The sequence below is a fragment of the Pseudomonas sp. Snoq117.2 genome (assembly GCF_900110545.1).
GTDB lineage: Bacteria > Pseudomonadota > Gammaproteobacteria > Pseudomonadales > Pseudomonadaceae > Chryseomonas > Chryseomonas benzopyrenica.
Map to the genome: position 1 here is coordinate 15,210 of NZ_FOED01000003.1, position 25,129 is coordinate 40,338.

The 25,129-nt window shown below is 67.5% G+C and carries 23 protein-coding genes and 3 pseudogenes; 11 read left to right on the forward strand and 15 right to left on the reverse strand.

Translation table 11 applies throughout. From position 1 onward, the window contains the following. Window positions 1–13: 13 nt before the first annotated feature. The 3 genes from BMZ43_RS09480 to betC form a co-directional block, all read right to left on the reverse strand. The gene (locus BMZ43_RS09480) at window positions 14–1,654 is read right to left on the reverse strand and encodes a methyl-accepting chemotaxis protein (protein WP_093252888.1); all 1,641 of its coding nucleotides are present in this window, start codon (window positions 1,652–1,654) and stop codon (window positions 14–16) included. 227 nt (window positions 1,655–1,881) lie between these two features. Further along, entirely contained in the window at window positions 1,882–2,799 is a 918-nt protein-coding gene (gene choX, locus BMZ43_RS09485) for a choline ABC transporter substrate-binding protein (RefSeq protein ID WP_093252892.1), read from the reverse strand. Between the two features lie 21 nt (window positions 2,800–2,820). Beyond that, window positions 2,821–4,320 (reverse strand): choline-sulfatase, encoded by a 1,500-nt coding sequence (gene betC, locus BMZ43_RS09490; RefSeq protein ID WP_093253741.1) that lies wholly within the window; start codon window positions 4,318–4,320, stop codon window positions 2,821–2,823. Between the two features lie 118 nt (window positions 4,321–4,438). Between betC and BMZ43_RS09495 the strand changes: the two genes are divergently transcribed. Beyond that, on the forward strand, window positions 4,439–5,425 hold the full coding sequence (locus tag BMZ43_RS09495) for a choline sulfate utilization transcriptional regulator (protein WP_093252897.1): 987 nt from the start codon (window positions 4,439–4,441) through the stop codon (window positions 5,423–5,425). 7 nt (window positions 5,426–5,432) lie between these two features. On the opposite strand, the gene BMZ43_RS09500 is transcribed toward BMZ43_RS09495, so the two are convergent. The 3 genes from BMZ43_RS09500 to BMZ43_RS26885 form a co-directional block, all read right to left on the reverse strand. Beyond that, window positions 5,433–5,822 carry an SMU1112c/YaeR family gloxylase I-like metalloprotein gene (locus tag BMZ43_RS09500; RefSeq protein WP_093252900.1) on the reverse strand — a complete coding sequence of 130 codons (390 nt, stop codon included), beginning with the start codon at window positions 5,820–5,822 and terminating at the stop codon, window positions 5,433–5,435. A gap of 172 nt (window positions 5,823–5,994) precedes the next feature. Beyond that, window positions 5,995–7,161: a lactonase family protein gene (locus BMZ43_RS09505; protein ID WP_093252904.1), complete on the reverse strand. Its 1,167-nt coding sequence runs from the start codon at window positions 7,159–7,161 to the stop codon at window positions 5,995–5,997. A 262-nt stretch (window positions 7,162–7,423) separates the two neighbouring features. Next, on the reverse strand, window positions 7,424–7,882 hold the full coding sequence (locus BMZ43_RS26885) for an anti-virulence regulator CigR family protein (RefSeq protein WP_068384377.1): 459 nt from the start codon (window positions 7,880–7,882) through the stop codon (window positions 7,424–7,426). Window positions 7,883–8,074: 192 nt separating this feature from the next. Here BMZ43_RS26885 and BMZ43_RS26510 point away from each other — a divergent pair, with 192 nt between their 5' ends. Beyond that, on the forward strand, window positions 8,075–8,233 hold the full coding sequence (locus tag BMZ43_RS26510; RefSeq protein WP_160329276.1) for a hypothetical protein: 159 nt from the start codon (window positions 8,075–8,077) through the stop codon (window positions 8,231–8,233). Window positions 8,234–8,246: 13 nt separating this feature from the next. On the opposite strand, the gene BMZ43_RS09515 is transcribed toward BMZ43_RS26510, so the two are convergent. Both BMZ43_RS09515 and prlC read right to left on the reverse strand, forming a co-directional pair. Beyond that, on the reverse strand, window positions 8,247–8,519 hold the full coding sequence (locus BMZ43_RS09515; RefSeq protein WP_017641503.1) for a YheV family putative zinc ribbon protein: 273 nt from the start codon (window positions 8,517–8,519) through the stop codon (window positions 8,247–8,249). Then, window positions 8,516–10,612: an oligopeptidase A gene (gene prlC / locus BMZ43_RS09520; RefSeq protein WP_177344798.1), complete on the reverse strand. Its 2,097-nt coding sequence runs from the start codon at window positions 10,610–10,612 to the stop codon at window positions 8,516–8,518. Before prlC ends, BMZ43_RS09515 begins: the two co-directional genes overlap by 4 nt. A 44-nt stretch (window positions 10,613–10,656) precedes the next feature. Here prlC and BMZ43_RS09525 point away from each other — a divergent pair, with 44 nt between their 5' ends. Then, on the forward strand, window positions 10,657–11,208 hold the full coding sequence (locus BMZ43_RS09525; protein WP_093252912.1) for a gamma carbonic anhydrase family protein: 552 nt from the start codon (window positions 10,657–10,659) through the stop codon (window positions 11,206–11,208). A 176-nt stretch (window positions 11,209–11,384) separates the two neighbouring features. On the opposite strand, the gene BMZ43_RS09530 is transcribed toward BMZ43_RS09525, so the two are convergent. Further along, a complete protein-coding gene (locus BMZ43_RS09530) occupies window positions 11,385–11,735 on the reverse strand; it encodes a MerR family transcriptional regulator (protein WP_093252917.1) in 351 nt (116 codons plus the stop codon). A gap of 71 nt (window positions 11,736–11,806) precedes the next feature. Between BMZ43_RS09530 and BMZ43_RS09535 the strand changes: the two genes are divergently transcribed. Beyond that, complete coding sequence (locus tag BMZ43_RS09535) at window positions 11,807–12,232, forward strand: hypothetical protein (RefSeq protein WP_059313020.1); 426 nt, start codon at window positions 11,807–11,809, stop codon at window positions 12,230–12,232. Between the two features lie 193 nt (window positions 12,233–12,425). On the opposite strand, the gene aroE is transcribed toward BMZ43_RS09535, so the two are convergent. Together aroE and hemF are read right to left on the reverse strand one after the other, a co-directional pair. Then, window positions 12,426–13,241: a shikimate dehydrogenase gene (gene aroE / locus BMZ43_RS09540; RefSeq protein WP_017641498.1), complete on the reverse strand. Its 816-nt coding sequence runs from the start codon at window positions 13,239–13,241 to the stop codon at window positions 12,426–12,428. Between the two features lie 4 nt (window positions 13,242–13,245). Next, window positions 13,246–14,175, reverse strand: a complete 930-nt coding sequence (gene hemF, locus BMZ43_RS09545; RefSeq protein ID WP_068384387.1) for an oxygen-dependent coproporphyrinogen oxidase — start codon at window positions 14,173–14,175, stop codon at window positions 13,246–13,248. A 118-nt stretch (window positions 14,176–14,293) separates the two neighbouring features. Here hemF and BMZ43_RS09550 point away from each other — a divergent pair, with 118 nt between their 5' ends. The 4 genes and pseudogenes from BMZ43_RS09550 to BMZ43_RS27310 all read left to right on the forward strand — a co-directional run. Then, entirely contained in the window at window positions 14,294–15,271 is a 978-nt protein-coding gene (locus BMZ43_RS09550; protein WP_017641496.1) for an NADPH:quinone reductase, read from the forward strand. Between the two features lie 1,127 nt (window positions 15,272–16,398). Next, a pseudogene (locus tag BMZ43_RS27300) lies at window positions 16,399–17,913 on the forward strand (PAS domain S-box protein); the annotation flags it as partial. A 201-nt stretch (window positions 17,914–18,114) separates the two neighbouring features. After that, window positions 18,115–18,354: pseudogene (locus BMZ43_RS27305) on the forward strand (ATP-binding protein); the annotation flags it as partial. Window positions 18,355–18,495: 141 nt separating this feature from the next. Beyond that, window positions 18,496–18,813: pseudogene (locus BMZ43_RS27310) on the forward strand (response regulator); the annotation flags it as partial. Between the two features lies 1 nt (window position 18,814). On the opposite strand, the gene BMZ43_RS09560 reads toward BMZ43_RS27310, so the two are convergent. The 3 genes from BMZ43_RS09560 to BMZ43_RS09570 all read right to left on the reverse strand — a co-directional run bounded on the left by BMZ43_RS09560 (window position 18,815) and on the right by BMZ43_RS09570 (window position 21,601). Further along, window positions 18,815–19,369 (reverse strand): L-threonylcarbamoyladenylate synthase type 1 TsaC, encoded by a 555-nt coding sequence (locus BMZ43_RS09560; RefSeq protein WP_017641494.1) that lies wholly within the window; start codon window positions 19,367–19,369, stop codon window positions 18,815–18,817. A 64-nt stretch (window positions 19,370–19,433) separates the two neighbouring features. Beyond that, on the reverse strand, window positions 19,434–20,519 hold the full coding sequence (dprA, locus tag BMZ43_RS09565) for a DNA-processing protein DprA (RefSeq protein WP_064307097.1): 1,086 nt from the start codon (window positions 20,517–20,519) through the stop codon (window positions 19,434–19,436). A 50-nt stretch (window positions 20,520–20,569) separates the two neighbouring features. After that, complete coding sequence (locus tag BMZ43_RS09570) at window positions 20,570–21,601, reverse strand: LysM peptidoglycan-binding domain-containing protein (protein WP_026083893.1); 1,032 nt, start codon at window positions 21,599–21,601, stop codon at window positions 20,570–20,572. A 229-nt stretch (window positions 21,602–21,830) separates the two neighbouring features. Here BMZ43_RS09570 and def point away from each other — a divergent pair, with 229 nt between their 5' ends. The 3 genes from def to rsmB are packed head-to-tail and all read left to right on the forward strand — an operon-like array spanning window position 21,831 to window position 24,638. Continuing rightward, the gene (gene def / locus BMZ43_RS09575) at window positions 21,831–22,337 is read left to right on the forward strand and encodes a peptide deformylase (RefSeq protein WP_064307096.1); all 507 of its coding nucleotides are present in this window, start codon (window positions 21,831–21,833) and stop codon (window positions 22,335–22,337) included. A gap of 58 nt (window positions 22,338–22,395) precedes the next feature. After that, window positions 22,396–23,340: a methionyl-tRNA formyltransferase gene (gene fmt / locus BMZ43_RS09580; protein ID WP_068384391.1), complete on the forward strand. Its 945-nt coding sequence runs from the start codon at window positions 22,396–22,398 to the stop codon at window positions 23,338–23,340. Beyond that, on the forward strand, window positions 23,337–24,638 hold the full coding sequence (gene rsmB, locus BMZ43_RS09585) for a 16S rRNA (cytosine(967)-C(5))-methyltransferase RsmB (RefSeq protein ID WP_068384392.1): 1,302 nt from the start codon (window positions 23,337–23,339) through the stop codon (window positions 24,636–24,638). Before fmt ends, rsmB begins: the two co-directional genes overlap by 4 nt. On the opposite strand, the gene BMZ43_RS09590 is transcribed toward rsmB, so the two are convergent. Beyond that, window positions 24,622–25,122 carry a bactofilin family protein gene (locus BMZ43_RS09590; RefSeq protein ID WP_093252927.1) on the reverse strand — a complete coding sequence of 167 codons (501 nt, stop codon included), beginning with the start codon at window positions 25,120–25,122 and terminating at the stop codon, window positions 24,622–24,624. The two genes, rsmB and BMZ43_RS09590, sit on opposite strands and share 17 nt — an antisense overlap. Window positions 25,123–25,129 lie beyond the last annotated feature (7 nt).

The following is a 25,129-nucleotide window of genomic DNA, read 5'->3' on the forward strand; positions in this document are numbered from 1 at the left end:
TCCGGCCTAGCGCCTAGAAGCGGAAACGCGCCACCAGACCGGTAAAGGTGCCCACCACCTGGGACAGCTCCTGGCTGGCCTGGCGGGTCTGCTGGGCGACCGTCGCCGTCTGCGTCGACAACTGCTGGATGTTGGTCAGATTACGATCCACCTCCCGCGCCACCTGGGCCTGCTCTTCCGCGGCGCTGGCGATGACCAGATTGCGCTCGTTGATGCCGCCCACCGTCTGGGTGATGTGCGCCAGGGCCTGATCGGCGGCGTGCGCGGCGGCCTGGGTCGCCTGGGCCAGACTCTGGCTGTCGCCCATGGCGCGAACCGACTGCACGGCGCTCTCTTGCACGCCGCCGATCATCCGCTCGATCTCGCCGGTGGAGGCCTGGGTGCGCGCAGCCAGGGCGCGGACCTCGTCGGCCACCACGGCGAAGCCCCGTCCCTGATCGCCGGCCCGAGCGGCTTCGATGGCGGCGTTCAGCGCCAGCAGATTGGTCTGTTCAGCGATGCCGCGGATGACATCCACCACACTGCCGATGCTGCGCACCCGTTCGGCCAATTGCTCCACCGTGACACTGGAGGTGCCCAGCGCCTGGCTCAGACTCACGATGGTGGCGACCGCCTCCTGCACCTGGGTGCGCCCGCTGTTCGCCTCCTGGCTGGCGCTGCGCGAGGCCGCGGAGGTGGACACCGCATTGCGCGCCACCTCTTCCACGGCGGTGGTCATCTCGGTCACCGCGGTGGCCGCCTGCTGGATCTCATCATGCTGCCGGGTGAGGCCGCGAGCGCTCGCGTCGGTGACGGTATCCAGGCCTGCGGCGGCCCTGGCCAGCCGGCTGGCGGCGTCACCGATCTCCTGCAGGGTACCCCTGAGCTGCCCCTGCATGCGTTCCAGCGCCTGCAGCAACTGGCCCGGTTCGTCCCGTCGGGTGCTGTGGATCACGCCGTTCAGATCCCCGGCGGCAATGCGCTGGGCACTGGCCACCGCGATGCTCAGCGGCCTGGTGATGGAGCGGGTGATCAGCAACCCCAAGCCGATCGCCACGATGAAGGCGACGAGGATGCCACCATAGAGCTTGGCCTTGATGCCTTCGGCAGTGGCCGCGGCCTGCTCGGCACCCGCCCCGATCTGCTCATCCTTGAGGGCGCTCAGGGCGTCGAAGGTGGCCATCACCTGCAAATAGCGGGGAAAGACTTCCTGACGCAGGAGATCAGGCAGCGGCGCCATGTCGCCGCTTTCCAGTGCCTTGAGTACTCGGGTCGCACTGTCCTGATAGGCTGACCATTGCCCTTCGAGCGGCGTCCCCAGCGCCCGCTCCTCCGCCCGCAGCGGCAGCGCGCGATAGTGGGCGAAGGCGCGCTCGCTGGCCTGGCGGTCGGCCTCCAGCCAGGTGCGCATCTGCGCAATCTCTACGGCGGGCGCACGCCCCATGGTCATCGACAGCACCACATAGAGATCACGGTTGTGAGAAATGGCCGCGGCCTTGGCCTCGGCGACCTTGGCCACCGATACCAGGTCCTGGGCGAAGACCTGCTGCAGACCGCTGGAGAGTCGGGCAACGCCCAGGCTGCCCAGGCCGCCGATGATCAGGGTGATGAGCGCGCAGCTGAAAAAGGCGATTTGCAGTTTCAGCCCCAATCGCAGATGGGAAAACCTTTCCATGGACGAGCCTCGCGGCCGCACGAGCGGCAAGCTTTGTTGTTGTTTGTCAGGCTATTTAGTTAACACCATTAATTAGTTACTGAATTCGCCGGGGAGCTCAAGGCAGCTCGCCGCCAAAACGTCTACGTCTATCGGCTGGTCAGGGAAGGGAACGACGGTGGCCAGAACGGCCAGGGAGGGCATGCAGCAGCGTCCGACACCACGGGGATGCCGGACGAGGGAAAGGATCAGAGTGCTTGCTGTACCGCTGGCAAGCCGGGCTGGCCGTCGCGGGTGGTGACGCCCTGCAGCCAGGGCTCCAGCACCTGGGGATGGGCCTTGAGCCAGGCCTTGGCGGCGGCCTCGTAGCTGCCGCCCTTGTCCCGTGCGGCGCTCATGACGGCGTTTTCCATGTCCAGGGTGAATTTCATGTTGGTCAGCAACCGGGCCGGATTGGGGCACTGATCGGCGTAGCCGTTGCGTGTCAGGGTGTTCACCGTGCCGGCGGTACCGAAATACTTGTCGCCCCCGGTCAGGTACTTGATCGGGTAGTCGACGTTCATGGGGTGCGGCGTCCAGCCGAGGAAGACCACCCACTTGTCACGCTTCACCGCGCGCCCTACCTGGGACAGCATGGCCTGCTCGCTGGATTCCACCAGCTGCCAGCCGCCCAGGCCGAATTCGTTGTCCTGGATGATCTTCTGCAGCGACTGGTTGGCCGGCGCGCCGGCACCGATGCCGTAGATCTTCTTGCCGAACTGGTCGGCATGCTTGGCCAAGTCGGCGAAGCTCTTCACCCCGCCCTCCCAGACATAGGTGGGCACCGCCAGGGTGAATTCGGTCCCGACCAGGTTCTGCGCCAGCTCGGTGACCTGGCCGGTCTTCACGAACTGGTCATAGTGCGCCTGCTGCGCCGGCATCCAGTTGCCGAGGAAGGCGTCCACCTGCCCGTTGCGCATGCCACCGTAGATGATCGGCACCGCCAGGGTCTCGACCTTGCTGGTGTAGCCCAGCGCGCCCAGGACCGCGCCGGTGAGGGCGTTGGTGGCGGCGATGTCGCTCCAGCCCGGATCGGCCAGGCGAACCGTTCCACAGGCCTGATCCTCGGCCTGGGCCGACAGGCTGACCAGGGCCAGCGTGAACGTAGCGATGATTCCGTGTTTCATGGCCGTGCTCCAGTTAGCGGTTCAGGGTTGAGGGTAGCGGGCGCGACGCTCCAGGTCGTCGAGATCGATGTGATTGCGCATGTATTGCTGGCTGGCATCGACGAAAGGCTGATGATCCCAGCTGGTCCGCTCGCCCTGCTCCAGGGCCGCCGCGACGAAGCGCCGCCGCCGCTGGCTGGCCAGTACCTCGCCATGCAGGCGCGGCAGGTCCCAGCGCTGGCGGACCTCGGCCTGGAAGCTGGCGAGCAGCTCGGCATAGTCGGGGCTGGCGGCCAGGTTTTCGCGTTCCAGCGGATCGTTCTGCAGATCGAACAGCAGTGGCGGGTCCAGCTCGCAGTGGATGTACTTGTAGGGGCCGCGACGGATCATCAACAGCGGGCTGACGGTGCCCTCGGCCAGGTATTCGCCGATGACCTCGTCGTGCCCTACCCGGCCTTCCAGGTGCGGCAATAGCGAACGACCATCCAGCGGCAACTCCGCCGGCAGCCTGCCGCCGGCCAGCTCGACGAAGGTCGGCAGCAGGTCCATGGTCGACACCGAGGCCTGCACCCGCGCCGGGGCGAAGCGCCCGGGCGCATGGATCAGCAGCGGTACCCGCGCGGCCATCTCGAACCAGTGCATCTTGTACCAGAGTCCGCGCTCGCCGAGCATGTCGCCATGGTCGCCGGAAAAGACGATCACGGTATCGTCGGCCAGACCGCATTCTTCCAGGGTCTTGAGCAGGTGGCCGACCTGGGCGTCGACATAGCTGCAGGCACCGTAGTAGGCCTGGCGGGCGTCGCGGATCTTGGCCTCGGGCAGCGGTTTGTCCCACAGATCGATCACCTTGAGCAGGCGCTGACTGTGGGGGTCCTGCTCGGCCTGGGGAATGGTGCCTTCCGGCAGCGGGATGTCGACGTCGTCGTACAGGTCCCAGTACTCCCGCGGAATGGTGTAGGGATCGTGGGGGTGGGTCAGGGACACGGTCAGGCAGAACGGCTGGTCGTCGCCGCGACGCACATGATCGTAGAGATACTGGCGTGCCTTGAAGACCACCTCTTCGTCGAAATCCAGCTGGTTGGTGCGCACGCAGGGCCCGGCCTGCAGCACCGAGGACATGTTGTGGTACCAACTCGGGCGCACGTCCGCCGCATCCCAGTTCACCGCCCAGCCATAGTCGGCCGGATAGATGTCGCTGGTCAGGCGCTCTTCGTAGCCGTGCAGCTGATCCGGTCCGCAGAAGTGCATCTTGCCCGACAGCGCGGTGCGATAGCCGAGGCGGCGCAGGTGGTGGGCATAGGTGGGGATGTCAGCAGCGAAGTCGGCGGCGTTGTCGTAGGCGCCGATCTTCGACGGCAGCTGGCCGCTCACCAGGGTGAAGCGCGAGGGCGCGCACAGCGGGCTGTTGCAGTAGGCGGAGTCGAACACCACGGCGCGCTCGGCCAGGCGTTGCAGATTCGGCAGCTTGATCGGCGAGGCGGCGTCGTACAGCGGCAGGATGGGCGCCGCCATCTGGTCGGCCATGAGAAAGAGGATGTTCATCGGCTTGGACAAGAGGGCCTCCGCTTCGAATCAGGGTTGCTTATGGATAACCCATCATCCGACGCCAGGAAAATCACGTGAAGGGCATGGAAGATGATGTTTCGGATAAGCTGGGCTTATGTCTGACCCTCACAGGATTTTCACCTTGGACGCCACGACGCCTGCCGACCGCCCTGCCCTGGCACTGGACAGCCTGCGCACCTTCGAAGTGGTGGCGCGCCGCCTGAGCTTTACCGCGGCGGCCAGCGAACTGGGCACCACCCAGCCGGCCATCAGCCAGCAGATCAAGCGCCTGGAGGCCCAGCTGCAGGTCCGGCTGTTCGACCGGGTTCACCGCGGCATCCTGCTCACCGAGGCCGGACGGCTGCTGCAGGAATACGTCGAGGCCGGTCTCGCCACCCTGGACGAGGGGGTGCGGCTGGTTACCGCCCGGCCTGCCCATGAAGTCCTGCAGGTGGCTACCGACTTCGCCTTCGCCGCCTATTGGCTGCTGCCGCGCCTGCCGCGCTTCCATGCCCGCCACCCGGAGCTGGACGTCAGCCTGGTCACCAGCGACCGGGTGCCGCTGCCCGGTCCGGAGATCGACATCACCCTGGGCTTCGGCGACGGCCGCTTCAAGCATGGCGAAGCCTGGCCGCTGTTTCGCGAAGAGGTCTTTCCGGTGTGCAGTCCGCGGCTGCTCCAGGGCCGGCAACCGCCGCTGCCCGCCACGGAGCTGGGGCGCTGGCCGCTGCTGCACCTCAAGGCGGCGCCCAACAGTCGCTGGTACGACTGGAAGACCCTGTTGCCGGCGCTGGACCTGGCGCCCCTGCCCGCGGCACCGTCCGGCGCGGTGCTGAGCTTCGACAACTACACCCTGGTGATCCAGGCGGCCATTGCCGGCCAGGGCCTGGCGATCGGCTGGCGCCACCTGGTGGACGACCTGCTGCAGCAGGAGCTGCTCTGTCGCCCCTTCGCCGGACTGGCCACCTCGCGCTACGGCTATTACGCCATCCTGCCCGAGCGCAAGCGGCGCCAGCGACTGGTGCAGCGCTTTCTCGACTGGCTGCTGGAAGAGCTGGAAATGCCGCGCGAGTCCCTGGCCAGCGCACGGCTGGCGACCTGAGCTGAACTCAGCGCTCGTAAACTTCCAGCGGCAGATCGTCCGGGTCGGCGAAGAAGGTGAATCTCTTGCCGGTCAGCTCGTCGGTGCGGATCGGCTCGGTGACCACGCCATGGCCGTGCAGGTGGGCGACGGTGGCGTCCAGGTCGGCCACGGCGAAGGCCAGGTGGCGCAGGCCCTGGGCCTCCGGACGCGAAGGCCTGGGCGGGGCATCGGGAAAGGAAAACAGCTCCAGCTGGGCATGCGCGCCTACCGCCAGATCCAGCTTCCAGGAGCGCCGGGCCTCGCGATAGGTCTCGGCGATCACCGGCAGCCCGAGGATCTCGGTGTAGAAGTGCCGGGAGCGTTCATAGTCGGCGCAGATCAGCGCCACGTGGTGCAGACGGTCGAAGTGGGTCATAGGAAGCTGTTCACGATCTCGCGAGCTAGAGCCAAACAAGGCCTGGGCGGCCCCACGAAAATGCCTGAGAAAGCGCGGTTTACGGATGGTAAATGTGCATTGCGACCGGGCTGGCGATCCAGGGCGTTTTTAACGCAGGTTGGCCGACGCGCAGCAGATCGTGAACAGCTTCTCAGGGTACCGCGACGAATTTGAGGTCCGCCGGGGCACCCACATCCAGGCTCTGCAGTTCATCGCCGAGCGTGCCGCTGTCGGGATCCCGGGCGAAGACCTTGAGCTGGTTGGATTTCTGGTTGGCCACCAGCAGGTACCGCCCGGACGGGTCGATGGCGAACTCCCGTGGCGACAGGCCATTGACCGGATGGCGCTGGACAAAGGTCAGGGTGCCGTCGGGATTGACCGCGAACACCGCCAGCTGGTTGTCCGTGCCGCGACTGGCGACATAGAGGAAGCGCCCGTCGCCGGACAGGTGCAGAGCTCCGGCATCCCGCTCGCCCATGAATTCCTGGGGCGTCAGGCTGTAGCTCTGCAACTGGCGCAGCATGCCGTCCTGATGGGCGAAGGCCATGACCTGACCGGCCAGCTCCAGGGTCAGGTAGGCATAGCGGCCATCGGCGCTGAACACCAGATGGCGAGGACCGCTGCCTTCCGGCACCGGGACGAAGGGCGTCTCGGCGGCCACCAGCGGCCGCTCCGGCTGCTGCGGCAGATAGCGATAGACGAACACCTTGTCGGCGCCCAGATCCGGGGCGAAGACGAAGCGGCCATCCGGGGTGGTCACCGCCGCGTGCACATGGCTGGATTGCTGGCGTGGGTGCTGTTCGCTGGGCTGATGGAATTCGATCTGGGCCACCGGGCTGAGCACGCCGCCGTCCTGGATCGGCAGCACCGCCAGGGAGCCTTCCGGCAGACTAGAGTAGTTGGCCACGAACAGGAACTTGCCATCGGTGCTGAGGCTGGAGTGAGTCGGCTCGTCGCCCAGGCTCTTGACCTGGCTGATCTGCTGCAGACGGCCATTGCCCGGTTCGAAGCGATAGGAGGTGACCCGGCCGATGCTGTCGCTACTCGAACCGCGGCCGTTCTCGTTGACGGCGAACAGGGTCCGGCCATCGCGGGACAGGGTCAGGAACGACGGATTGGAGGCCTTGACGATCCGTAGCGGGCCATCGATCTGGCCATTACGACTGTTGAAGCGGTAGACATACAGTCCCTGGCTGCTGCCCGCGGTGTAACTGCCCACCAGCAGATTGAACAGACCGGGTTCGGCGCGGGCTGGGGCGTTATGCCCCACGAGCAGGGCGAACAGGGCCAGCGGCAGCAGACGGGGCAGAGCTCTCATGGGAAATCCTTGGCGAGCGATGGGCGTTGAGACCGATACGAAGCGGCCCGGTTTCCCTACCGTCTGAAGGCGGAGGGCGGCCGCGCGCGGCGGTTATTCTACTGAAATCCGGGCTGGCACTGTGCCAGAGGTCTTTCTCCATTTATCGCCTGCGATGGCGCGCCGGCCAGTTCCGCCGGGCCGGCAGGCCCAAGGAGTCTGTGCCAGAGCCTGCGGTGAGCTCGGCACTACTCCTTGGCTACCGCTAAAAGAATCGTCCCGGTCAGTCCAGTACGCCTTGCAGGATGGCGTAGACGATCCCGGTGCCCACGGCGACCAGTACCATGTCGGCTCCCAGACGCCGCCATTCGTAGCCCGGGTAGTCCGGCAACTGGCGGGCGATACCCGGCGGCAGCGGTCGGCCATAACCAGGTGGGAGAGGGCGTCCGCGCTCCAGACGCAGCCCCGGCGGCAGGTCGCCCCCGCGACCGATCTGGCCGCGCAGCGCCTGGATACGCTCCCGCGCCGGTCCCAGATCCGGCGGGCCGCCGGCACCCGGTCCGGCACCCGGGCGACCCTGGCCACGCGACTCGGGACCCGGTCCCTTGCCATGCGGACCGCCCTGGTCCTGCCAGCCTGGGCCATGCGGCCCCTTGGGTCCTCCCGGTCCATGTTCCGGCGGCGCGGCCAGGGCCAGGTTGCCTATCAGACAGAGGACTGCAGCAGAAAGGACGGTACGCATGGGATTTCCTCGTCAGGGACGATGGCGTCGGCTATCCACTTGGAGTCTGATTGCAGGAAAAGACTCCCAAGTCATTCCAGGACTCTTCAGCCTGTGGATAAATCGGGGATAAAATCGGTATAACTTCAGGAGAAAACCCTGACGCCAATCAGAGACTCAATAAAATCCCTTTATTATCAATAGATTAAAAAGATGATCGGCTGGCTATCGAATCCGCTTTTTGTGGATAAAGCCTGGGACCCCCCTGCGCTGACGCTCGTTTTCGCCTGCACTCAAGCCGTGCGCGGATCGATTTTCCCCAGCCTGGAAACGGAAAAGCCGCGCCTGGATGACCGGGCGCGGCTTTTCTGAAGGTCGCCTTTCGCTATTCCGGCTTTTTCAGCTTGGGATTGGGAAAGAACTGCACGGCCTGCACCTTAGGATCAGGCTTCTTGGGTTTCAGCGCACTGATATTGACCCGCGTCGGCAATTCCTTGGGGACCGAATTGCCACGCTCGTCCAGGGTGTCGCTGTAGCCGCAGGAGAGGCACTCGCGGTGGGGCGTACCGTCCTGGGTCCACATCTTGAGGGTGTCCTGCGCCTGGCACGCCGGGCAGACCGCCCCGGCGATGAACCTCTTGCGGATCGGCTCGCTCACGCCGCCTCCTCGCTCAGCCCGGAATGGCGGAGCAGGGCGTCGATGCTGGGCTCGCGACCGCGGAAGTCGACGAACAGCACCATGGGCGCCTGGGAGCCGCCGCGGGCCAGGATGGCCTCGCGGAAGGCGCGCCCGGTCTCGGGGTTGAAGACGCCTTCTTCCTCGAACTTGGCGAAGGCATCGGCGGACAGCACCTCGGCCCACTTGTAGCTGTAGTAGCCCGCCGCATAACCGCCGGCGAAGATGTGGGCAAAGCTGTTGGGGAAGCGGTTGTAGGCCGGCGGCCGTACGACGGAGATCTCGTCGCGGATGCCTTCCAGCACCTCGCGCACGCTGCGACCGTCGCCATGGGTAGCGTGCAATTCGAAGTCGAACAGCGAGAATTCCAGCTGGCGCAGCATCATCAGGCCGGACTGGAAGTTCTTGGCCGCCAGCATCTTGTCCAGCAGTTCCTGGGGCAGCGGCTCGCCGGTCTCGTAGTGACCGGAGATCAGCGCCAGGCCCTCGGGCTCCCAGCACCAGTTCTCCATGAACTGGCTGGGCAGCTCCACCGCATCCCAGGCCACGCCGTTGATGCCGGAGACGCTGGCGTGCTCGACGCGGGTCAGCAGGTGGTGCAGGCCATGGCCGAATTCGTGGAAGAGGGTGGTCACCTCGTCATGGGTCAGCAGCGCCGGCTTGCCGGGGCTGGCCGGGGTGAAGTTGCAGACCAGGTAGGCCACCGGATCGATCAGCCGGCCCTGGGCATCGCGGCGCTTGTCGCGGGCGCCGTCCATCCAGGCACCGCCGCGCTTGTTGGCACGGGCGTAGAGGTCGAAATAGAAGCGGCCGATGGAGGTGCCGTTCTCCTTGATCTCGAACAGGCGCACGTCGGGATGCCACTTCTCGAAGTCGCGCAGCTCGGCGATCTCGATGCCATAGAGCTTCTGCACCGTGGCGAACAGGCCGGAGAGCACCTTGTCCACCGGGAACCAGGCGCGGACCTCTTCCTGGGACAGCGCGTAGCGCTGCTGGCGCAGCTTCTCGGCAAAGTAGCCGGTGTCCCAGCTCTGCAGATCCTGCACGCCCTGTTCGGCGGCGAAGGCGCGCAATTCTTCCAGGTCGCGCTGGGCGAAGGGCTTGGAGCGCACCGCCAAGTCGCGCAGGAAACCCAGCACCTGATCACTGCTCTCGGCCATCTTGGTGGCCAGCGACAGCTCGGCGTAGTTGGCGTAGCCCAGCAGACGCGCCAGTTCCTGGCGCAGGTCGAGCAGTTCTTCCATCACCGGGCCGTTGTCGAACTGACCGGCGTTGGGGCCCTGCTCGGAGGCGCGAGTGGCATAGGCGGCATAGACTTCCTCGCGCAGGGCACGGTCGTCGGCGTAGGTCATCACCGCGTAGTAGCTGGGGAATTCCAGGGTCACCAGCCAGCCGTCCAGCTCCTTGGCCTGGGCGGCGGCCTGCAGCTGGGCCTTGGCCGATTCAGGCAGGCCGGCAAGGGCGGCTTCATCGGTGAGGTGCTTGGTCCAGGCCTGCGTCGCGTCGAGCAACTGGTTGGAAAACTTGCTGCCCAGCTCGGACTTACGCGCCTGGATGGCGGCATAGCGCTGCTGCTCGGCCGGCGGCAGGTCGATGCCGGACAGGCGGAAGTCACGCAGGGCGTGTTCCAGGGTGGTCTTCTGGCCGGCGTCGAAGCCCTTGGCTTCTTCGCTTTCAGCCAGGCGGCTGTAGGCCTGGAAGAGATCCTTGTTCTGGCCGATCTCGGTGGAGTAGGCCGACAGCTTGGGCAGACAGGCCTCGTAGGCGGCGCGCAGCTCGGCGCTGTTGCACACGGCGTTGAGGTGGCCGATGGGGCTCCAGGCCTGACCCAGCCGATCGTTCAGCTCGTCCATCGCCAGCACCAGGCCGGCCCAGGTGGGGTGTTCCTTCTGGGTCTCCAACAACTTGGCCAGGGCGGCACGGTTCTCGGCCAGGACGGTGTCGATGGCCGGCTCGACGTGCTCGGGCCTGATGGCGGAAAAGGGCGGCAGGTCGTAGGACTGAAGCAGCGGATTGCTGGCGCTCACGGCGTTCCCCTCGGGGCGATGGCTTTGACAGTTATATATGGAGCCCATCCTAATAGGTCTCAAGACCCTTCCGACGAGAAAAGGTATCTATCGTGACCATAAGGACCTTCCAGGGTAAGACCCCGCACCTGGGCGAACGCGCCTTCGTCGACACCACCGCCGTGGTAATCGGTGATGTCGAGCTCGGCGCAGACAGCTCGATATGGCCGCTGACGGTGATCCGCGGCGATATGCATCGCATCCGCATCGGCGCCCGCACCAGCATCCAGGATGGCAGCGTGCTGCACATCACCCACGCCGGCCCCTTCAATCCGGACGGCTATCCCTTGCTGATCGGCAGCGACGTCACCGTCGGCCACCAGGTGACGCTGCACGGCTGCACGATTGGCGACCGGGTACTGGTGGGCATGGGCAGCATCGTCATGGACGGCGCGGTGGTGGAGGATGACGTGGTGATCGGCGCCGGCAGCCTGGTTCCGCCGGGCAAGCGGCTGGAAGGCGGCCACCTCTACGTCGGCCGCCCGGTCAAGCAGATCCGCCCGCTGGAAGAGAAGGAACGCGCCTTCTTCAGCTACAGCGCCGGCAACTACGTGAAGCTCAAGGACCAGCATCTGGCCGAGGGGTACGGGGAGGAGCGGGCCTAGCAGGCCTGGTCCTGTTGGGCTTCGGCGATGGAGCCGCCTCAACCCAACCTACAAGTGATCACAGCCATGGCGGTCAGCCGATGCGGCGCTCCTACGATTGTGTCGGAGCCCGTAGGAGCGGCCCATGGCCGCGATGACCGTAGGTTGGGTTGAGCGCCGCGAAGCCCAACGCTCAGCTACGTTCGCAGCGGACAGGCTTCACCCAGGCGCGAATACAGCACCCCACGCAACGCCTGCAATTCATCGATGCGCGCCTCGATGACCCTGAGCTTGTCGCGCAGCAGCTCCTGCAGATAGGCATCCGGATCGGCGGCGCGCTCGACTGCGTCCAGGTTGGCGGCGATTTCCTGCAGGCTGAAGCCCAACCGCTGGGCGGTGCGGATATAGCCCAGCCATTCCACGGCTTCGGGCGGATAGTCGCGATAGCCATTGGCCCGGCGCCGGGCCTTGAGCAGTCCCTGGCGCTCGTAGAATCTCAGGGTATCGCGGGTCAGGCCGGTCGCCTGGGCGAGGGTGCCGATACGCATCCGTTCTCCTTGACCCTGGACCTAGCTCCAGGGTCGACACTGGATTTCCTCTCGTTCAAGGAAGTCCGTCCATGTGGAAGCTTGCGCCCTATCTACGGCTGGTCCGTGCCAGCGCCCTCTATGATCTGCTGGTCACCGCGCCTTTTGCCACCCCCTGGAGTCTCGCCTGGCTGCTGCGGCAGCTCGACGCCCTGGGGCAGTGGCTGGGATTCGCCCCCCTGGCGACCTTCAGCCCGGAAGCCCTGCTGCTAGGCAACCTGCTCGGCTCCGTGGTGTGCGTCTGGGCGGCGCTGCGGCTGGCCAGCCCCTCGGTGACGCTGGGGCGCTACGACGCCGTGGCCAGGGGCCTGTTCGCCCTCTGGCAGGCCTGGGCGCTGTACCAGGGTGCCAGTCCCCTGTTGGCAATGTTCCTGGTGATCGAAATCGGCTTCGGCATCGCCCAGGCGTGGCCGGTGTCTCTGGCCTCGCGCAGGCGCCAGCCCCAGCTGGCGGGCTGACTGCGGCCCGTTGGGCTTCGGCGATGGAGCCGCCTCAACCCCACCTACGACTGATCGCGGCTATCGCGGCCATGGGCCGCTCCTACAGGCTCCAACGCAACTGTAGGAGGGGCAGCATAGGCGGACCGCCATGGCCGCGATGGCCGTAGGTTGGGTTGAGCACAGCGAAGCCCAACACCGCCCAAGCCCGACCTCAGCCCAGCTGCCGCCGCAACTCCGCCAGCACCGGCGCACCGTCGGGGCGCACGCCGCGCCAGAGTTCGAAGGCCTCCGCGGCCTGTTCCACCAGCATGCCCAGGCCGTCCAGGGTGTGGAAGGCGCCTTCATCCTGCGCCCAACGATTGAAGGCGGTCAGGTCCTTGCCGTACATCATGTCGTAGGTCACCGTCTGGGGGCCGATCACCGCTTCCGACAGCGGCGGACGACCGCCACCGAGGCTGGCGGAGGTGCCATTGATGATGACGTCGAAGGGCTCGCGCAGGGTGGAGAAGGCGGCCACCTCGATAGGCCCCAGCTCGGCGAATTCCCGCGCCAGCTGCACCGCCTTGAGTTCGGTGCGGTTGGCCAGCACCAGTTGCCCGGGCTGGCAGGCCAGCAGCGGCTCCAGCACGCCGCGTACCGCGCCCCCGGCGCCCAGCACCAGGACGCGCTGGCCAGCCAGCTGCAGACCGGCGTTGACGGTGAGGTCCCGCACCAGCCCGGCGCCATCGGTGTTGTCGCCCAGCAGGCGACCGTCAGGCTGGCGCTTGAGGGTGTTGACCGCCCCGGCGCGCCGGGCGCGCGGGGTGAGGTCGTCGCACAGCTGGTAGGCCTCTTCCTTGAAGGGCACCGTGACGTTGGCGCCCAGGCCGCTCTGGAAGAAGCTGCGGGCGCTTTCGGTGAAGCCGTCCAGCGGTGCCAGCAGCGGCCCGTAGTGCAGGCGCTGACCGGTCTGGTCGGCGAACAGGCTGTGGATCAGCGGCGACTTGCTGTGGGCGATGGGGTTGCCGAAGACGGCGTAGCGATCCATGGGGCTATCCTGCAGGCGTCGGGGCGAGCGCGAGCCAGTCGCGGTCGGTGAGAAAGAAATCGGTCAGTCGCGCTTCCGGCGAGCCGGGTACGGGTTTCCAGTCATAACCCCAGCGCACCTCGGGCGGCAGCGACATGAGGATGGACTCGGTGCGGCCGCCGGATTGCAGGCCGAACAGGGTGCCACGGTCGTAGACCAGGTTGAATTCCACGTAGCGCCCACGACGATAGGCCTGGAATTCCCGCTCGGCCTGGCCATAAGGCTGGTCACGGCGGCGTTGGACGATGGGCAGGTAGGCGTCGACGAAGGCATCGCCGATGGCGCGCTGGAAGGCGAAGCAGGTGTCGAAGTCCCAGTCGTTCAGGTCATCGAAGAACAGGCCACCGATGCCGCGCGGTTCGCCGCGGTGCTTGAGGTGGAAATAGCGGTCGCACCAGGCCTTGTAGCGCGGATAGACGTCGGCGCCGAAAGGTGCGCAGGCGTCATGGCAGACCTGGTGCCAGTGCACGCAGTCGGCCTCGTTGCCGTAGTAGGGGGTGAGGTCGAGACCGCCACCGAACCACCAGACCGGCGCTTCGCCGGGCTTCTCGGCGAGAAAGAAGCGCACATTGGCGTGGGCGGTGGGGATATGGGGATTGCGCGGGTGCATGACCAGCGACACGCCCATGGCCTCGAAGCTGCGCCCGGCCAGTTCCGGACGATGGGCGCTGGCCGAGGGCGGCAGGCTGTCGCCATGCACATGGGAGAAGTTCACACCGCCCTTTTCCAGCAGGGCGCCCTCGGCGATGACCCGGGTACGGCCACCACCGCCGGTCGGCCGGGTCCAGGCGTCTTCGACAAAATGCGCAGCGCCATCCTCGGCTTCCAGTGCGGCGCAGATGCGCTCCTGCAGATCGAGCAGATAGGCCTTGACGGCCTCCAGGGAGGGATTCATCGCAAGGATTTCCACAACAGGCGGGGAGGGCGGAGAGCATAACACCCGTATCCGACCGGTTGACGTGGCCCGCGGTTGCGGCTTGGATGAAGGCTCACGTCAATAAGGAACCGACAGCATGGCCCAGCGCATCCAGTTCAGCCGCACCGGTGGTCCCGAAGTACTCGAACTTGTGGATTTCGAACCCGCCGCGCCCGGCCCCGACGAGGTGCGGGTGCGCAACCACGCCATCGGCCTCAACTTCATCGAGACCTACTACCGCAGCGGCCTCTATCCGCCGCCGTCGCTGCCCTCGGGCCTGGGCACCGAGGGTGCCGGGGTGGTGGAGGCGGTGGGCAACGCCGTCACCCGCTTCAAGGCCGGCGACCGCGTCGCCTACGCTACCGGTCCGCTGGGCGCCTATGCCGAGGTCCATGTGCTGCCCGAGCGGCATCTGGTGCACCTGCCGGAGGCGGTCTCCTTCGAGCAGGGCGCTGCGGTCATGCTCAAGGGCCTGACGGTGCAGTACCTGCTGCGCCAGACCTATCCACTGCAGGCCGGTGACACCGTGCTGTTCCATGCCGCGGCGGGTGGCGTCGGCTCCCTGGCCTGCCAATGGGCCAAGGCCTTGGGCGTACGCCTGATCGGTACCGCCGGCTCGCCGGAAAAACTGGAAAAGGCCAAGGCCCTGGGCGCCTGGGCAGTGATCGACTATCGCCAGGAAGACGTCCCGGCGCGGGTCCGCGAGCTGACCGAGGGTGCCAAGGTGCCGGTGGTCTACGACGGCGTCGGCAAGGACACCTGGGAGATGTCGCTGGACTGTCTGGCCCCGCGCGGCCTGATGGTCAGCTTTGGCAACGCCTCGGGCGCGGTCACCGGGGTCAACCTGGGCATCCTCTCGCAGAAGGGTTCACTCTATGTGACCCGGCCGACCCTGGCCACCTACGCCGCCTCGCCCGAAGCGCTGCAGGACATGGCCGATCAGCTGTTCGAGCTGATCACCGATGGCCGTATCCAGGTGGACATCGGTCGCCGCTATCCGCTGGCCGAGGTGCAGGAGGCGCACCGCGCCCTGTCAGGCCGCGAGACCAGCGGCTCGACCATCCTGCTGCCCTGAGGCTAGACGTTCGCGCGCCTGGCCGGGTAAATCGTGACGGCCATTAAGTTTCCCGTAACCAGGCGGCACGACGGGGGTAAACGCCGGTCTATCTCGGACAGTCAGGCCGCCAAGGTCTCGACGCTCTTTCCAGAATCGGCCGGATCGCTGCCCTCGTCATGCCCATCTCCAGCCCCCTCGCCAACCTGCTCGACACCGCCACGGACACGGCACTGATCACCCTGACCGCCGAAGGGTGCATCGGGCAGTGGTGCCCGGCCGTCGCCCGGCTGCTGGGCTGGAGCGCGCAGGACAAGGTCGGCGAGTCCATCGTCGGCCTGCTGCTCCCGGAACCCCCGGCGGACGGCTGGCTGACCGCCCTCGAACGCTGCCAGACCCAGGGCCTGCGCCATCGCGATGGTCATCTGGTGCGCCTCGACCTGCACCTGGTGCCGCTGCGCCGGGCGGATGTCGCCGTGGGTTGGCTGCTGCACGTCTGGCAGGCCCCAGCGAGCCGGGCCCGCTTCGCCGCCCGGCGCAGCGCCGAGCGGGATCTGCCACAACGCCTGCAGGCGCTTGGCGAATGGTCGCGGCGCCTCAGCGGCACGGCGGATCTTGCCGCCCTGCGCCTGTGCGCCACCCAGGCCCTGCGTGACCTCGCCGACGATCCCCAGGCGCGGCTGCTGTCCGTGGCCGAAGCCGGCAGCCTGCCGGCGGGTCAGTCGCTCCTCCCGTTCGGCGCTGCGGCGCAGCCCCTGGGCTATCTGCAGCTGAGCAACGCCGTCGAGGCGGACACCCGGCTGTTGCTGGACCAGTTGGCCCTGCTGCTGGGCGCTCTGCTGGTGCGGCAGCAGACCCAAGACCAGGTCCGGCACCTGGAACGGCGGTTGTCGCTGGAACAGGGGCTCCTGGCCAGCGTGCTGCAGCAGGCGCCCCTGGGCATCTCCATCACCGAGGCCGGCAGCGAAGAAGCGGTGATGCTCAATGACCGCGTCGATCTCCTCCTGGGCAAGCGCCCGGCCGGTGAGACGCTGGACGAACGCTATGGCGCCATCGGCGCCCTGCATGCCAATGGCCAGCCCTATGCGGTGGACGACTATCCCACGGTCCGGGTGCTGCGCAGTGGCCAGGCGGTATCGCCCGAATTGATGCGCTATCGACGGCCCGACGGCAGCATCCGGCTGCTGGAAGTGTCCAGCGCGCCCGTTCGCTCGGCCACCGGCGAGGTGATCGCCTCGGTCACCCTGTTCGACGACGTTCAGCAACGGGTCGATGCGGAAAATGCCCTGCGCGAACACAGCGCGCGGCTGGCCAGCCTGATCAACCAGGCGGCGGTCGGCATCTGCCAGACCGACGCCCGCGGGCGCATCCTGCTCGCCAATCGCCGCTATTGCGAATTGCTCGATCGCAACGAGGTCGGGGTGCTGGAACAGACCCTGCAGGCCCAGACCCATCCCGAGGACCGGGCCATCCTGGAGCGCCATCTCGACACCCTGCGCGAGCGCGGCGACAGCTTCAAGCTGGACCAGCGTTTCCTACGCCCGGATGGCTCGGTGGTCTGGGTCAGCCTGCACGGCTCGCCGCTGCAGTCGGAAATCGGCCAGGAGCTGTCGGTGAGTCTGGTGGTGGTGGATCTCACCCAGCGCAAGCAGGCCGAAGCCGCGCTGCACCTGTCCAACCAGCGCTTCCGCAACGCCGTGGAGGCGGTGCAGGGGGTGGTCTGGACCAGCAATGCCCAGGGGCACCTGCTCGGCGAACAACTCGCCTGGAGCACCCTGACCGGGCAGAGCTATGCCCAGTATCAGCAGGACGGCTGGGCCGCTGCCCTGCATCCCGAGGATGCCCCCCGCACCCTGCGCCGCTGGCGATTGGCGGTGCAGCAACAGGTGGACTTCCACGACGAACACCGGCTGCGCTGCCGCGACGGTCAGTGGCGCACCTTCAGCGTGCGCGCCCTGCCGGTGCGGGAAAACGGCGTGGTCTGCGAATGGGTGGGCGTGCACACCGACGTCAGCGAGATCCGCATGGCCGAACACCGCCTGCGGCGCCTGGCCGAACTGCTGGAACAGCGCGTCCATGAGCGCACCGTCGAGCGTGACCGCATGTGGCGGGTGGCCGACGACCTGCTCGGTGTCATCCAGGGGCAACGCTGGCTCAGTCGCAATCCGGCCTGGGGCCGCACCCTGGGTTGGGACGACGAGGAATTGCGCCACCAGCCGCCGACCTCGCTGGAGCACCCGGACGATCCGCCGGTGTTCCCGCGCCTGGCCGCCCTGCGCCATGGCGAGGTGCTCAGCGATCTGCCGGGCCGCCTGCGCACTCGCGACGGCCACTGGCGCCACATGATGTGGAAGGCCACCGCCGATCACGATGGCCGCATCTATGTCTTCGGCCGCGACGTCACCGTCGAGCACGACGCCGCCCTGGCCCTGCAGAACGCCGAAGCCGCGCTGCGCCAGGCACAGAAGATGGAAGCCATCGGCCATCTCACCGGCGGCATCGCCCACGACTTCAACAACCTGCTCACCGGCATCAGTGGCTCCCTAGAATTGCTGCGTCGGCGCCTGGACCAGGGCCGCCACGACAACCTGCAGCGCTACCTCGACACCGCCGAGCAATCCGCCACCCGCGCCGCCGCCCTGACCCATCGCCTGCTGGCTTTCGCGCGTCGGCAGACCCTCGACCCGCGGCCGGTGGACGTCAATGACCTGATCCTGTCCCTGGAAGAACTCTTCCAGCGCACCCTGGGCGAACGCATCAGCCTGCGCAGCAGCCTCGCGCTGCAGTTGCCGCCGGCGCGCACCGACACCAACCAGCTGGAGAACGCCCTGCTGAATCTGGTGATCAACGCCCGCGACGCCATGCCCGAGGGGGGTCAGCTGACCCTGGAAACCGCCCTCGATCACCTCACCGACCTGGCCGCCGAGCATGACCTGCCGCCGGGTGACTATGTGCGCCTGACCATCGCCGACACCGGCAGCGGCATGCCGGTCGAGGTGGTGGATCGCGCCTTCGATCCCTTCTTCACCACCAAGCCCATCGGCCAGGGCACCGGCCTGGGCCTGTCGATGCTCTATGGCTTCATCAAGCAGTCGGGTGGCCACGTGACCCTGGAGAGCGAACTGGGCAGCGGCACCCGGGTCAGCCTCTGGCTGCCCTGTGCCCAGCCCGAGCGACCGGCAGCGAGCGATACACCTCAGGCGGCCATCGCCCAGAGCCGGGGCGAACGCCTGCTGCTGGTGGAAGACGATGTCTCGGTGCGGCTGTTGCTGCGCGAGATGCTCACCGAGCTGGGCTATCGCGTGCGCACCGCGGCCAGTGCCTCGGCGGCGCTCACCCTGGTCGACGGCGACCTGCCCTGTGACCTGCTGATCACCGATCTCGGCCTGCCGGATCTCGACGGCGCCGACCTAGCCGGGCGCCTGCGCGAGCGCTGGCCGGAGTTGCCGGTGCTGTTCGTCAGCGGTCACGCCGAACGGCCCACCCCGAACGGTGAGCTCTCGCTGGCCAAGCCGTTCCAGATCGATGCCCTGGCGCGGCTGCTGCGCCAGTTGCTGGACTGACCTAGGGCCGGAAGACCTTGCCGGTCACCAGATCGCGAATCACGCTGGGATTCTTGCGCCCACCCAGTTCGCCCATGAGGATGCCATCCAGGTTATCGGGGAAGTACTGCTGAACCCGCAGCCGGGTGCGCGCGGCCGGACGGCCGGCGGGATTGGCCGAGGTGGAGATCAGCGGACCGGTGAGGGCGCAGAGTTCGCCCACCAGCGGATGTTCGGAGACCCGTAGCGCCACGGTGGCGTGGGCGCCGGTCACCCAGCCGGGCAGGCGATTGTGGTGCGGCACCAGCCAGGTGTTGGGGCCGGGCCAGGTGCTGGCCAGCTTGGCCAGGGACTCTTCCGGCAGATCGTGGAGCAGGAAGTCGAACTGGCGGATGGTATCGGCCACCAGGATCAAGCCCTTTTCCATGGGCCGCCGCTTGAGCGTCAGCAGGCGATAGACCGCGGCCTGATCCCAGGGATCGCAGCCCAGGCCCCAGACGGCCTCGGTGGGGTAGGCCAGCACGCCCCCCTCGCGCACGATTCGCGCCGCCTGCCGCACTCGCCAGCTGTTGTGCATCGCCTTGCCTCCGCCAAATCCCTGAAGTCTACCCGAGCGCGCCGCCGATGGTAGCCATCCACCGCTAGCCGAGACGCGTCCAGCTGCCCTGCTGCGCCACCACCCGGCCCTCCAGCTCCAACTCGGTCAGCTGGACCAGCACCTCCGGCAACGACAGGCGGCAGAGCCGCGCCAACTCTTCGCTGTTGAGCGGTCCGGCGGCCAGCTGCCGCAGCAGGGGGTGATCCTCGACCACCGCGGCCGTGGCGACCGGGGCCAGGCTGCGCCAGCCCTGCAGGGCTTCGAGGATATGCTCCACGCCCTCCACCAGTTGCGCCCCTTCACGGATCAGCTGATGACAGCCTCGCGCCCCGGGATGATGGATGGAGCCGGGCAGGGCGAACACCTCGCGGCCCTGCTCGGCGGCCAGCCGCGCGGTGATCAGCGAACCGCTGGAGGGGCTGGCCTCCACCACCAGGGTACCCAGGCTGAGGCCGCTGATGATCCGGTTGCGCCGCGGAAAGTTGGCGGCCTGGGGCGTGCAGTCCAGCGGCAATTCCGAGACCAGCGCACCACCCTCGGCCAGCAGGCGCCGGGCGAGGCCCAGATGACGGCGGGGATAGAGCTGCCGGAGGCCGGTGCCCAGCACGGCCACCGTACCGCCGCCGGCGTCCAGCGCACCCTGGTGCGCCGCGCCATCGATGCCCAGCGCCAGGCCACTGGTGATGCAGAAGCCGGCCGCGGCCAGGCTGTGGGCGAAGCGCCGGGCATTGTCGAGTCCCTGGGCACTGGCCTGGCGGCTGCCGACCAGGGCCAGTTGCGGTCGTTCGAGCAACTCGACCCGTCCTTCGACGAACAGCAGCGGCGGTGGATCGGCGATCTCGGCGAGCAGCGCCGGATAGCGCTCGTCGCCCAGGCAGAGCAGATGGCGCTCGGGGTCCTCCAGCCAGGCCAGGGCCTGGTCGACCCGTTCGCGGGTCGCGGGGCTGCGGCGGGCGTCCGCGGCCACCGCCGGCAGGCGCAGGGCGCGCCAGGCCGAGGCGGGGGCACTGAGGGCGGCGCTGGCGCTGCCAAAGGCATCCAGCAGCAGGCGCTGGCGCACGGCACCGAGCTCCGGCAGGGCATGCAGGCGAAGCCGAGCGTCCAGCTCGGCAGGGGAGAGGCTGGCCATGCTGTCATCCTTGAGGGTGGCCGGTCGCCGTCCTGGCGACCCGGAAGAGGTTAGGGGTTGCGCACCTTGTCCATGATCGCCAGCTGGCGGGTGGCGGTCAGGACCAGGCCGTAGCTGATCTTGTCGTAGGTGCGAAAGACCATCAGCAGCCCGGCGCGCTCGTCGGGGATCTTCACCAGCTCGCCGGTGATGCGATCACGCACCGTCTCGCCGGTCTTGTTGACCGCCAGCACATTGCCCTCGGCCAGACCGTCCCGGGCGCCCTTGTTGAGGGTCACCACATCGAACTGGCCGATCTGGGTGACGCCGCGCGGCACGTCGAGGATCAGGCCGTTGATGTCACGGGCCGGCGCACTGGGCATGAAGGTGGAATTCACCAGCCGCTCCTCAGTGGGGAACAGCCGGTCGCCCAGGCGCACCTCCTGGGTGGTGCGGGTCAGGCGCAGGGTGGCGATGTCGCCCTCCTGGGTGACCAGGTCGGCGCTGCCGATGAAGTCGCCATTGATGCCGAGAAAGGCGCCGGTCTTGGGATCGACATAGGTCTTGCCCTGGCGGTAGATGCCATAGGCCGAGACACCCGGCTGCAGCTTGCCGCGCACATAGATGCGATCGCCGGCGCCGCTCACCACGCGCTCGGCATTGCCGGCCACCACATAGGGCGCCGCCTGGAACTGTTCGGCCGAATCGATGGCGCGATTCTGCAAGAGGAAGCTGTTGACCGCTTCCAGCGGAATGGCCGGGATGGCTTCGGCGATGGGCGTGCTGCGCACCGTAGGTGACAGCTTGACCGTGCCACGCGAGGCGCCGCGGTTGAGCTGCAGCCGCGGCTGGCCGTCGACGTAGCTCAGCACCAGGGTATCGCCGGGATAGATGAGATGGGGATTCTTGACCTGCGGATTGGCCTGCCAGATCTCCGGCCATTCCCAGGGCTTGCTGAGGAATCTGGCGGAGATGTCCCAGAGGGTATCGCCGCGGACCACGGTATAGCTCTCCGGGTGATCCTGACGCAGGGTGACCGCTGCGTACGCCGACTGCAGGGCGCCCCCGGCGACCAGCAGCAGGGCGAACAAAGATTTCCTCATGCGTCGAATCCCTTTACACTTAGCTTTGAAGAACCGTCTTCACGCAAACGTCGGGGAATCGCCCCAGTCGTGCCCTGATCGCCACCTTCGTCGGCACCGGGCAGCGCAGGCGCTCATCCCCGTCGACCGACGTCATCCACCGCTCGGGACCAGCTCGAGCCGGGTGGAAACAACGCTGCGGCATCTTAGCAGCGCCCCTTGACTGTATTCCACAAGTGCCCTCAACGCCATGGCGATCCTAGACATCCTCGAATTCCCCGATCCCCGCCTGCGCACCGTCGCCAAGCCCATCGACGTGGTCGACGATGCCCTGCGCCAGACCATCGACGACATGTTCGAGACCATGTACGAAGCGCCTGGCATCGGTCTGGCCGCCACTCAGGTCAACGTTCATCGCCGCCTGGTGGTGATCGACGTCAGCGAAGACAAGAGCGAACCGCTGGTCTTCATCAACCCCGAGGCCGAGCCGCTCACCCAGGAACTAGGCGAGTACCAGGAAGGCTGCCTGTCGATCCCCGGGTTCTACGAAAAGGTCTGCCGTCCCGAGCGCGTCCGGGTGACTGCCCTGGACCGCGACGGCAAGCCCTTCGAGCTGGAGTGCGACGGCCTGCTGGCGGTGTGCATCCAGCACGAGATCGATCACCTCGACGGCAAGCTGTTCGTCGACTATCTGTCGCCGCTCAAGCGCGATCGCATCAAGAAGAAGCTCGAAAAGCAGCAGCGCCACAAGGCCTGATCGCCCTGGCGGACGGCGTCATCGGCGTCCGCCGCTCGCCCTTTCCGCCAGGTCCGCCATGTCCAGATCCCTTCGCCTCGTCTTCGCCGGAACCCCGGAATTCGCCGCCGTGCACCTGCAGGCGCTGATCGACGCCGGTTATCCCATTGCCGCCGTCTATACCCAGCCGGACCGTCCCGCTGGGCGGGGCCAGAAACTGGCCATGAGCCCGGTCAAGCAGCTGGCACTGAGCCACGGCATTCCCGTGCAGCAGCCGCCGACCCTGCGCGATCCCGCGGCCCAGGCCACCCTGGCGGCCCTGGAACCCGACCTGCTGGTGGTAGTGGCCTACGGTCTGATCCTGCCCCAGGCGGTGCTGGATATCCCGCGCCTGGGTTGCATCAACAGCCATGCCTCGCTGCTGCCGCGCTGGCGCGGCGCCGCGCCCATCCAGCGCGCCTTGGAAGCCGGCGATGCCGAGTCCGGGGTCACCGTGATGCGCATGGAAGCCGGTCTGGATACCGGCCCCATGCTGAGCAAGGTGACCACGCCGCTGACCGCCACGGACACCGGTGGCAGCCTGCACGATCGCCTGGCCGCCTTGGGCGCCGCCGCCGTGGTCCAGGCCCTGCCGGGTCTGGCCGACGGCAGTCTGCAGGGCGAGGTACAGGACGACAACCTGGCCACCTACGCCCACAAGCTCAACAAGGACGAGGCCCGCTTGGACTGGGGTCGGCCGGCGGTGGAACTGGAGCGCCGTATCCGCGCCTTCGATCCCTGGCCGCTGTGCCACACCGCCCTGGCCGGTGAACCGCTCAAGGTTTGGGCCGCCGAACTGGCGGAAGGGCAGGGCGTTCCCGGCATGGTGCTCGACGCCGATCGCGCAGGCCTGCTGGTGGCCTGTGGCGAGGGCGCCCTGCGTCTGACCCGGCTGCAACTGCCCGGTGGCAAGCCGCTGGGCTTCGCCGATCTCTACAACGCCCGCCGCGAACGCTTCGCCCCCGGCCAGGTACTGGGTCTATGAATCCGCGGCTGGCGGCCACCCGCGCCCTGGCGGCGGTCCTGGCCGGGCGCGCCTCCCTCGGTAGCAGCCTGCCCGAGCAACTGGCCAAGGTCGATCCGCGTGACCGCGCCCTGGCCCAGGACCTGGCCTTCGGCACCGCCCGCTGGCAGCCGCGCCTGTCGCTGCTGGCGGAAAAGCTCATGCAGAAACCCTTCAAGGCCGGCGACCGCGATCTCGAAGCCCTGCTGCTGATCGGGCTCTACCAGCTGTTCCACACCCGCATCCCGGCCCACGCCGCCATCGGCGAGACGGTGGGCTGCGTCGACAAGCTGAAGAAGTCCTCGGCCAAGGGCCTGCTCAACGCCGTGCTGCGCCGTGCCCAGCGTGAATACGACAGCCTGCTACCGGCCCTGGAGCATGACCCGGCCGCGCGCCTGGCCCATCCGCGCTGGTTACAGAAGACGCTCAAGGCGCGCTGGCCGGCGCACTGGGAAGCCATCGCCTCCGCGAACAACCTGCACCCGCCGCTGATCCTCAGGGTCAATCGCCGCCAGGGCAGTCGCGACAGCTATCTGGCCGAGCTGGCCGCCGCCGGTATCGAGGCCGTGCCCTGCGCCTTCAGCGCCGACGGCATCCGCCTGCTGCAACCCCAGGACGTCACCGCCCTGCCGGGCTTTGCAGCGGGGCGTCTCAGCGTGCAGGACGAAGCCGCGCAGCTGGCGGCCGAACTGCTGGAGCTGGCGCCCGGCCAGCGGGTGCTTGACGCCTGCGCCGCGCCCGGGGGCAAGACCTGCCATCTGCTGGAACGTGAGCCGGGGCTGGCCGAGGTGGTGGCGCTGGACGCCGATGCCGGTCGCCTGGAGCGCGTCGAGCAGAATCTGGCACGGCTGGGCCTCACCGCCCGCACCCTGGCCGCCGACGGCCGCGCCGTAACCGACTGGTGGGACGGCACGCCCTTCCAGCGCATCCTGCTGGACGCTCCCTGCAGCGCCACCGGGGTGATCCGCCGCCATCCGGACATCAAGCTGACCCGTCAGGCCAGCGATATCGCGCCCCTGGTGCAGTTGCAGGGCGAATTGCTGGACGCCCTCTGGCCGACGCTGGACGTCGGCGGCATCCTGGTCTACGCCACCTGCTCGGTGTTGCCGGAAGAGAACAGCGACAACCTCGCCGCCTTTCTCGCCCGCACCCCGGGCGCCCGCGAACTGGATATCCCCGCGCCCTGGGGCCTCGCCCAGCCCCATGGTCGCCAGCTCCTGCCGCAGCCCGACGGCCACGACGGCTTCTATTACTGCAAGCTGATCAAGATTGCTCGCTAGCCTCTGGCGGTAGCGGCTGGTTCGTACCCTGCTGCGGACGCTTCTCCGCGGTGGCGGCTGGGTGCGGCAACTGCGCGCGTACCTCCGCCTGGGGCAGCTCCAGCACCGGGGAGCCTTCTTCGAGGCGACTCAGGGTGCCTTCCACCACGGCGCTGTTCTCCATGCTCAGCTGGCGATAGGTGATGTTGCCCTGCACCCGCGCATTGGAATGCAGCTCCAGCAGATGCTCGACCCGCAGATCGCCGACGATGGTGCCATCGATCAGGGCGTCGTAGCTGCTCACGTCGCCCTCCACCACGCCATTGGCACTGATCGCCAGCAGGCTGGTGGTGCCGGACTTGAAACTGATGCTGCCGCATACCCGGCCGTCGACTTTGAGGCCATCGCTGAACTCCAGATCACCGCGGATCGACAGGTTGTCGGCGATGAGACTGGAAAAGCCATTCACCGCGGGGCGAGGAACCGCCTTCTTTCTGTTGAACATCCGTGCT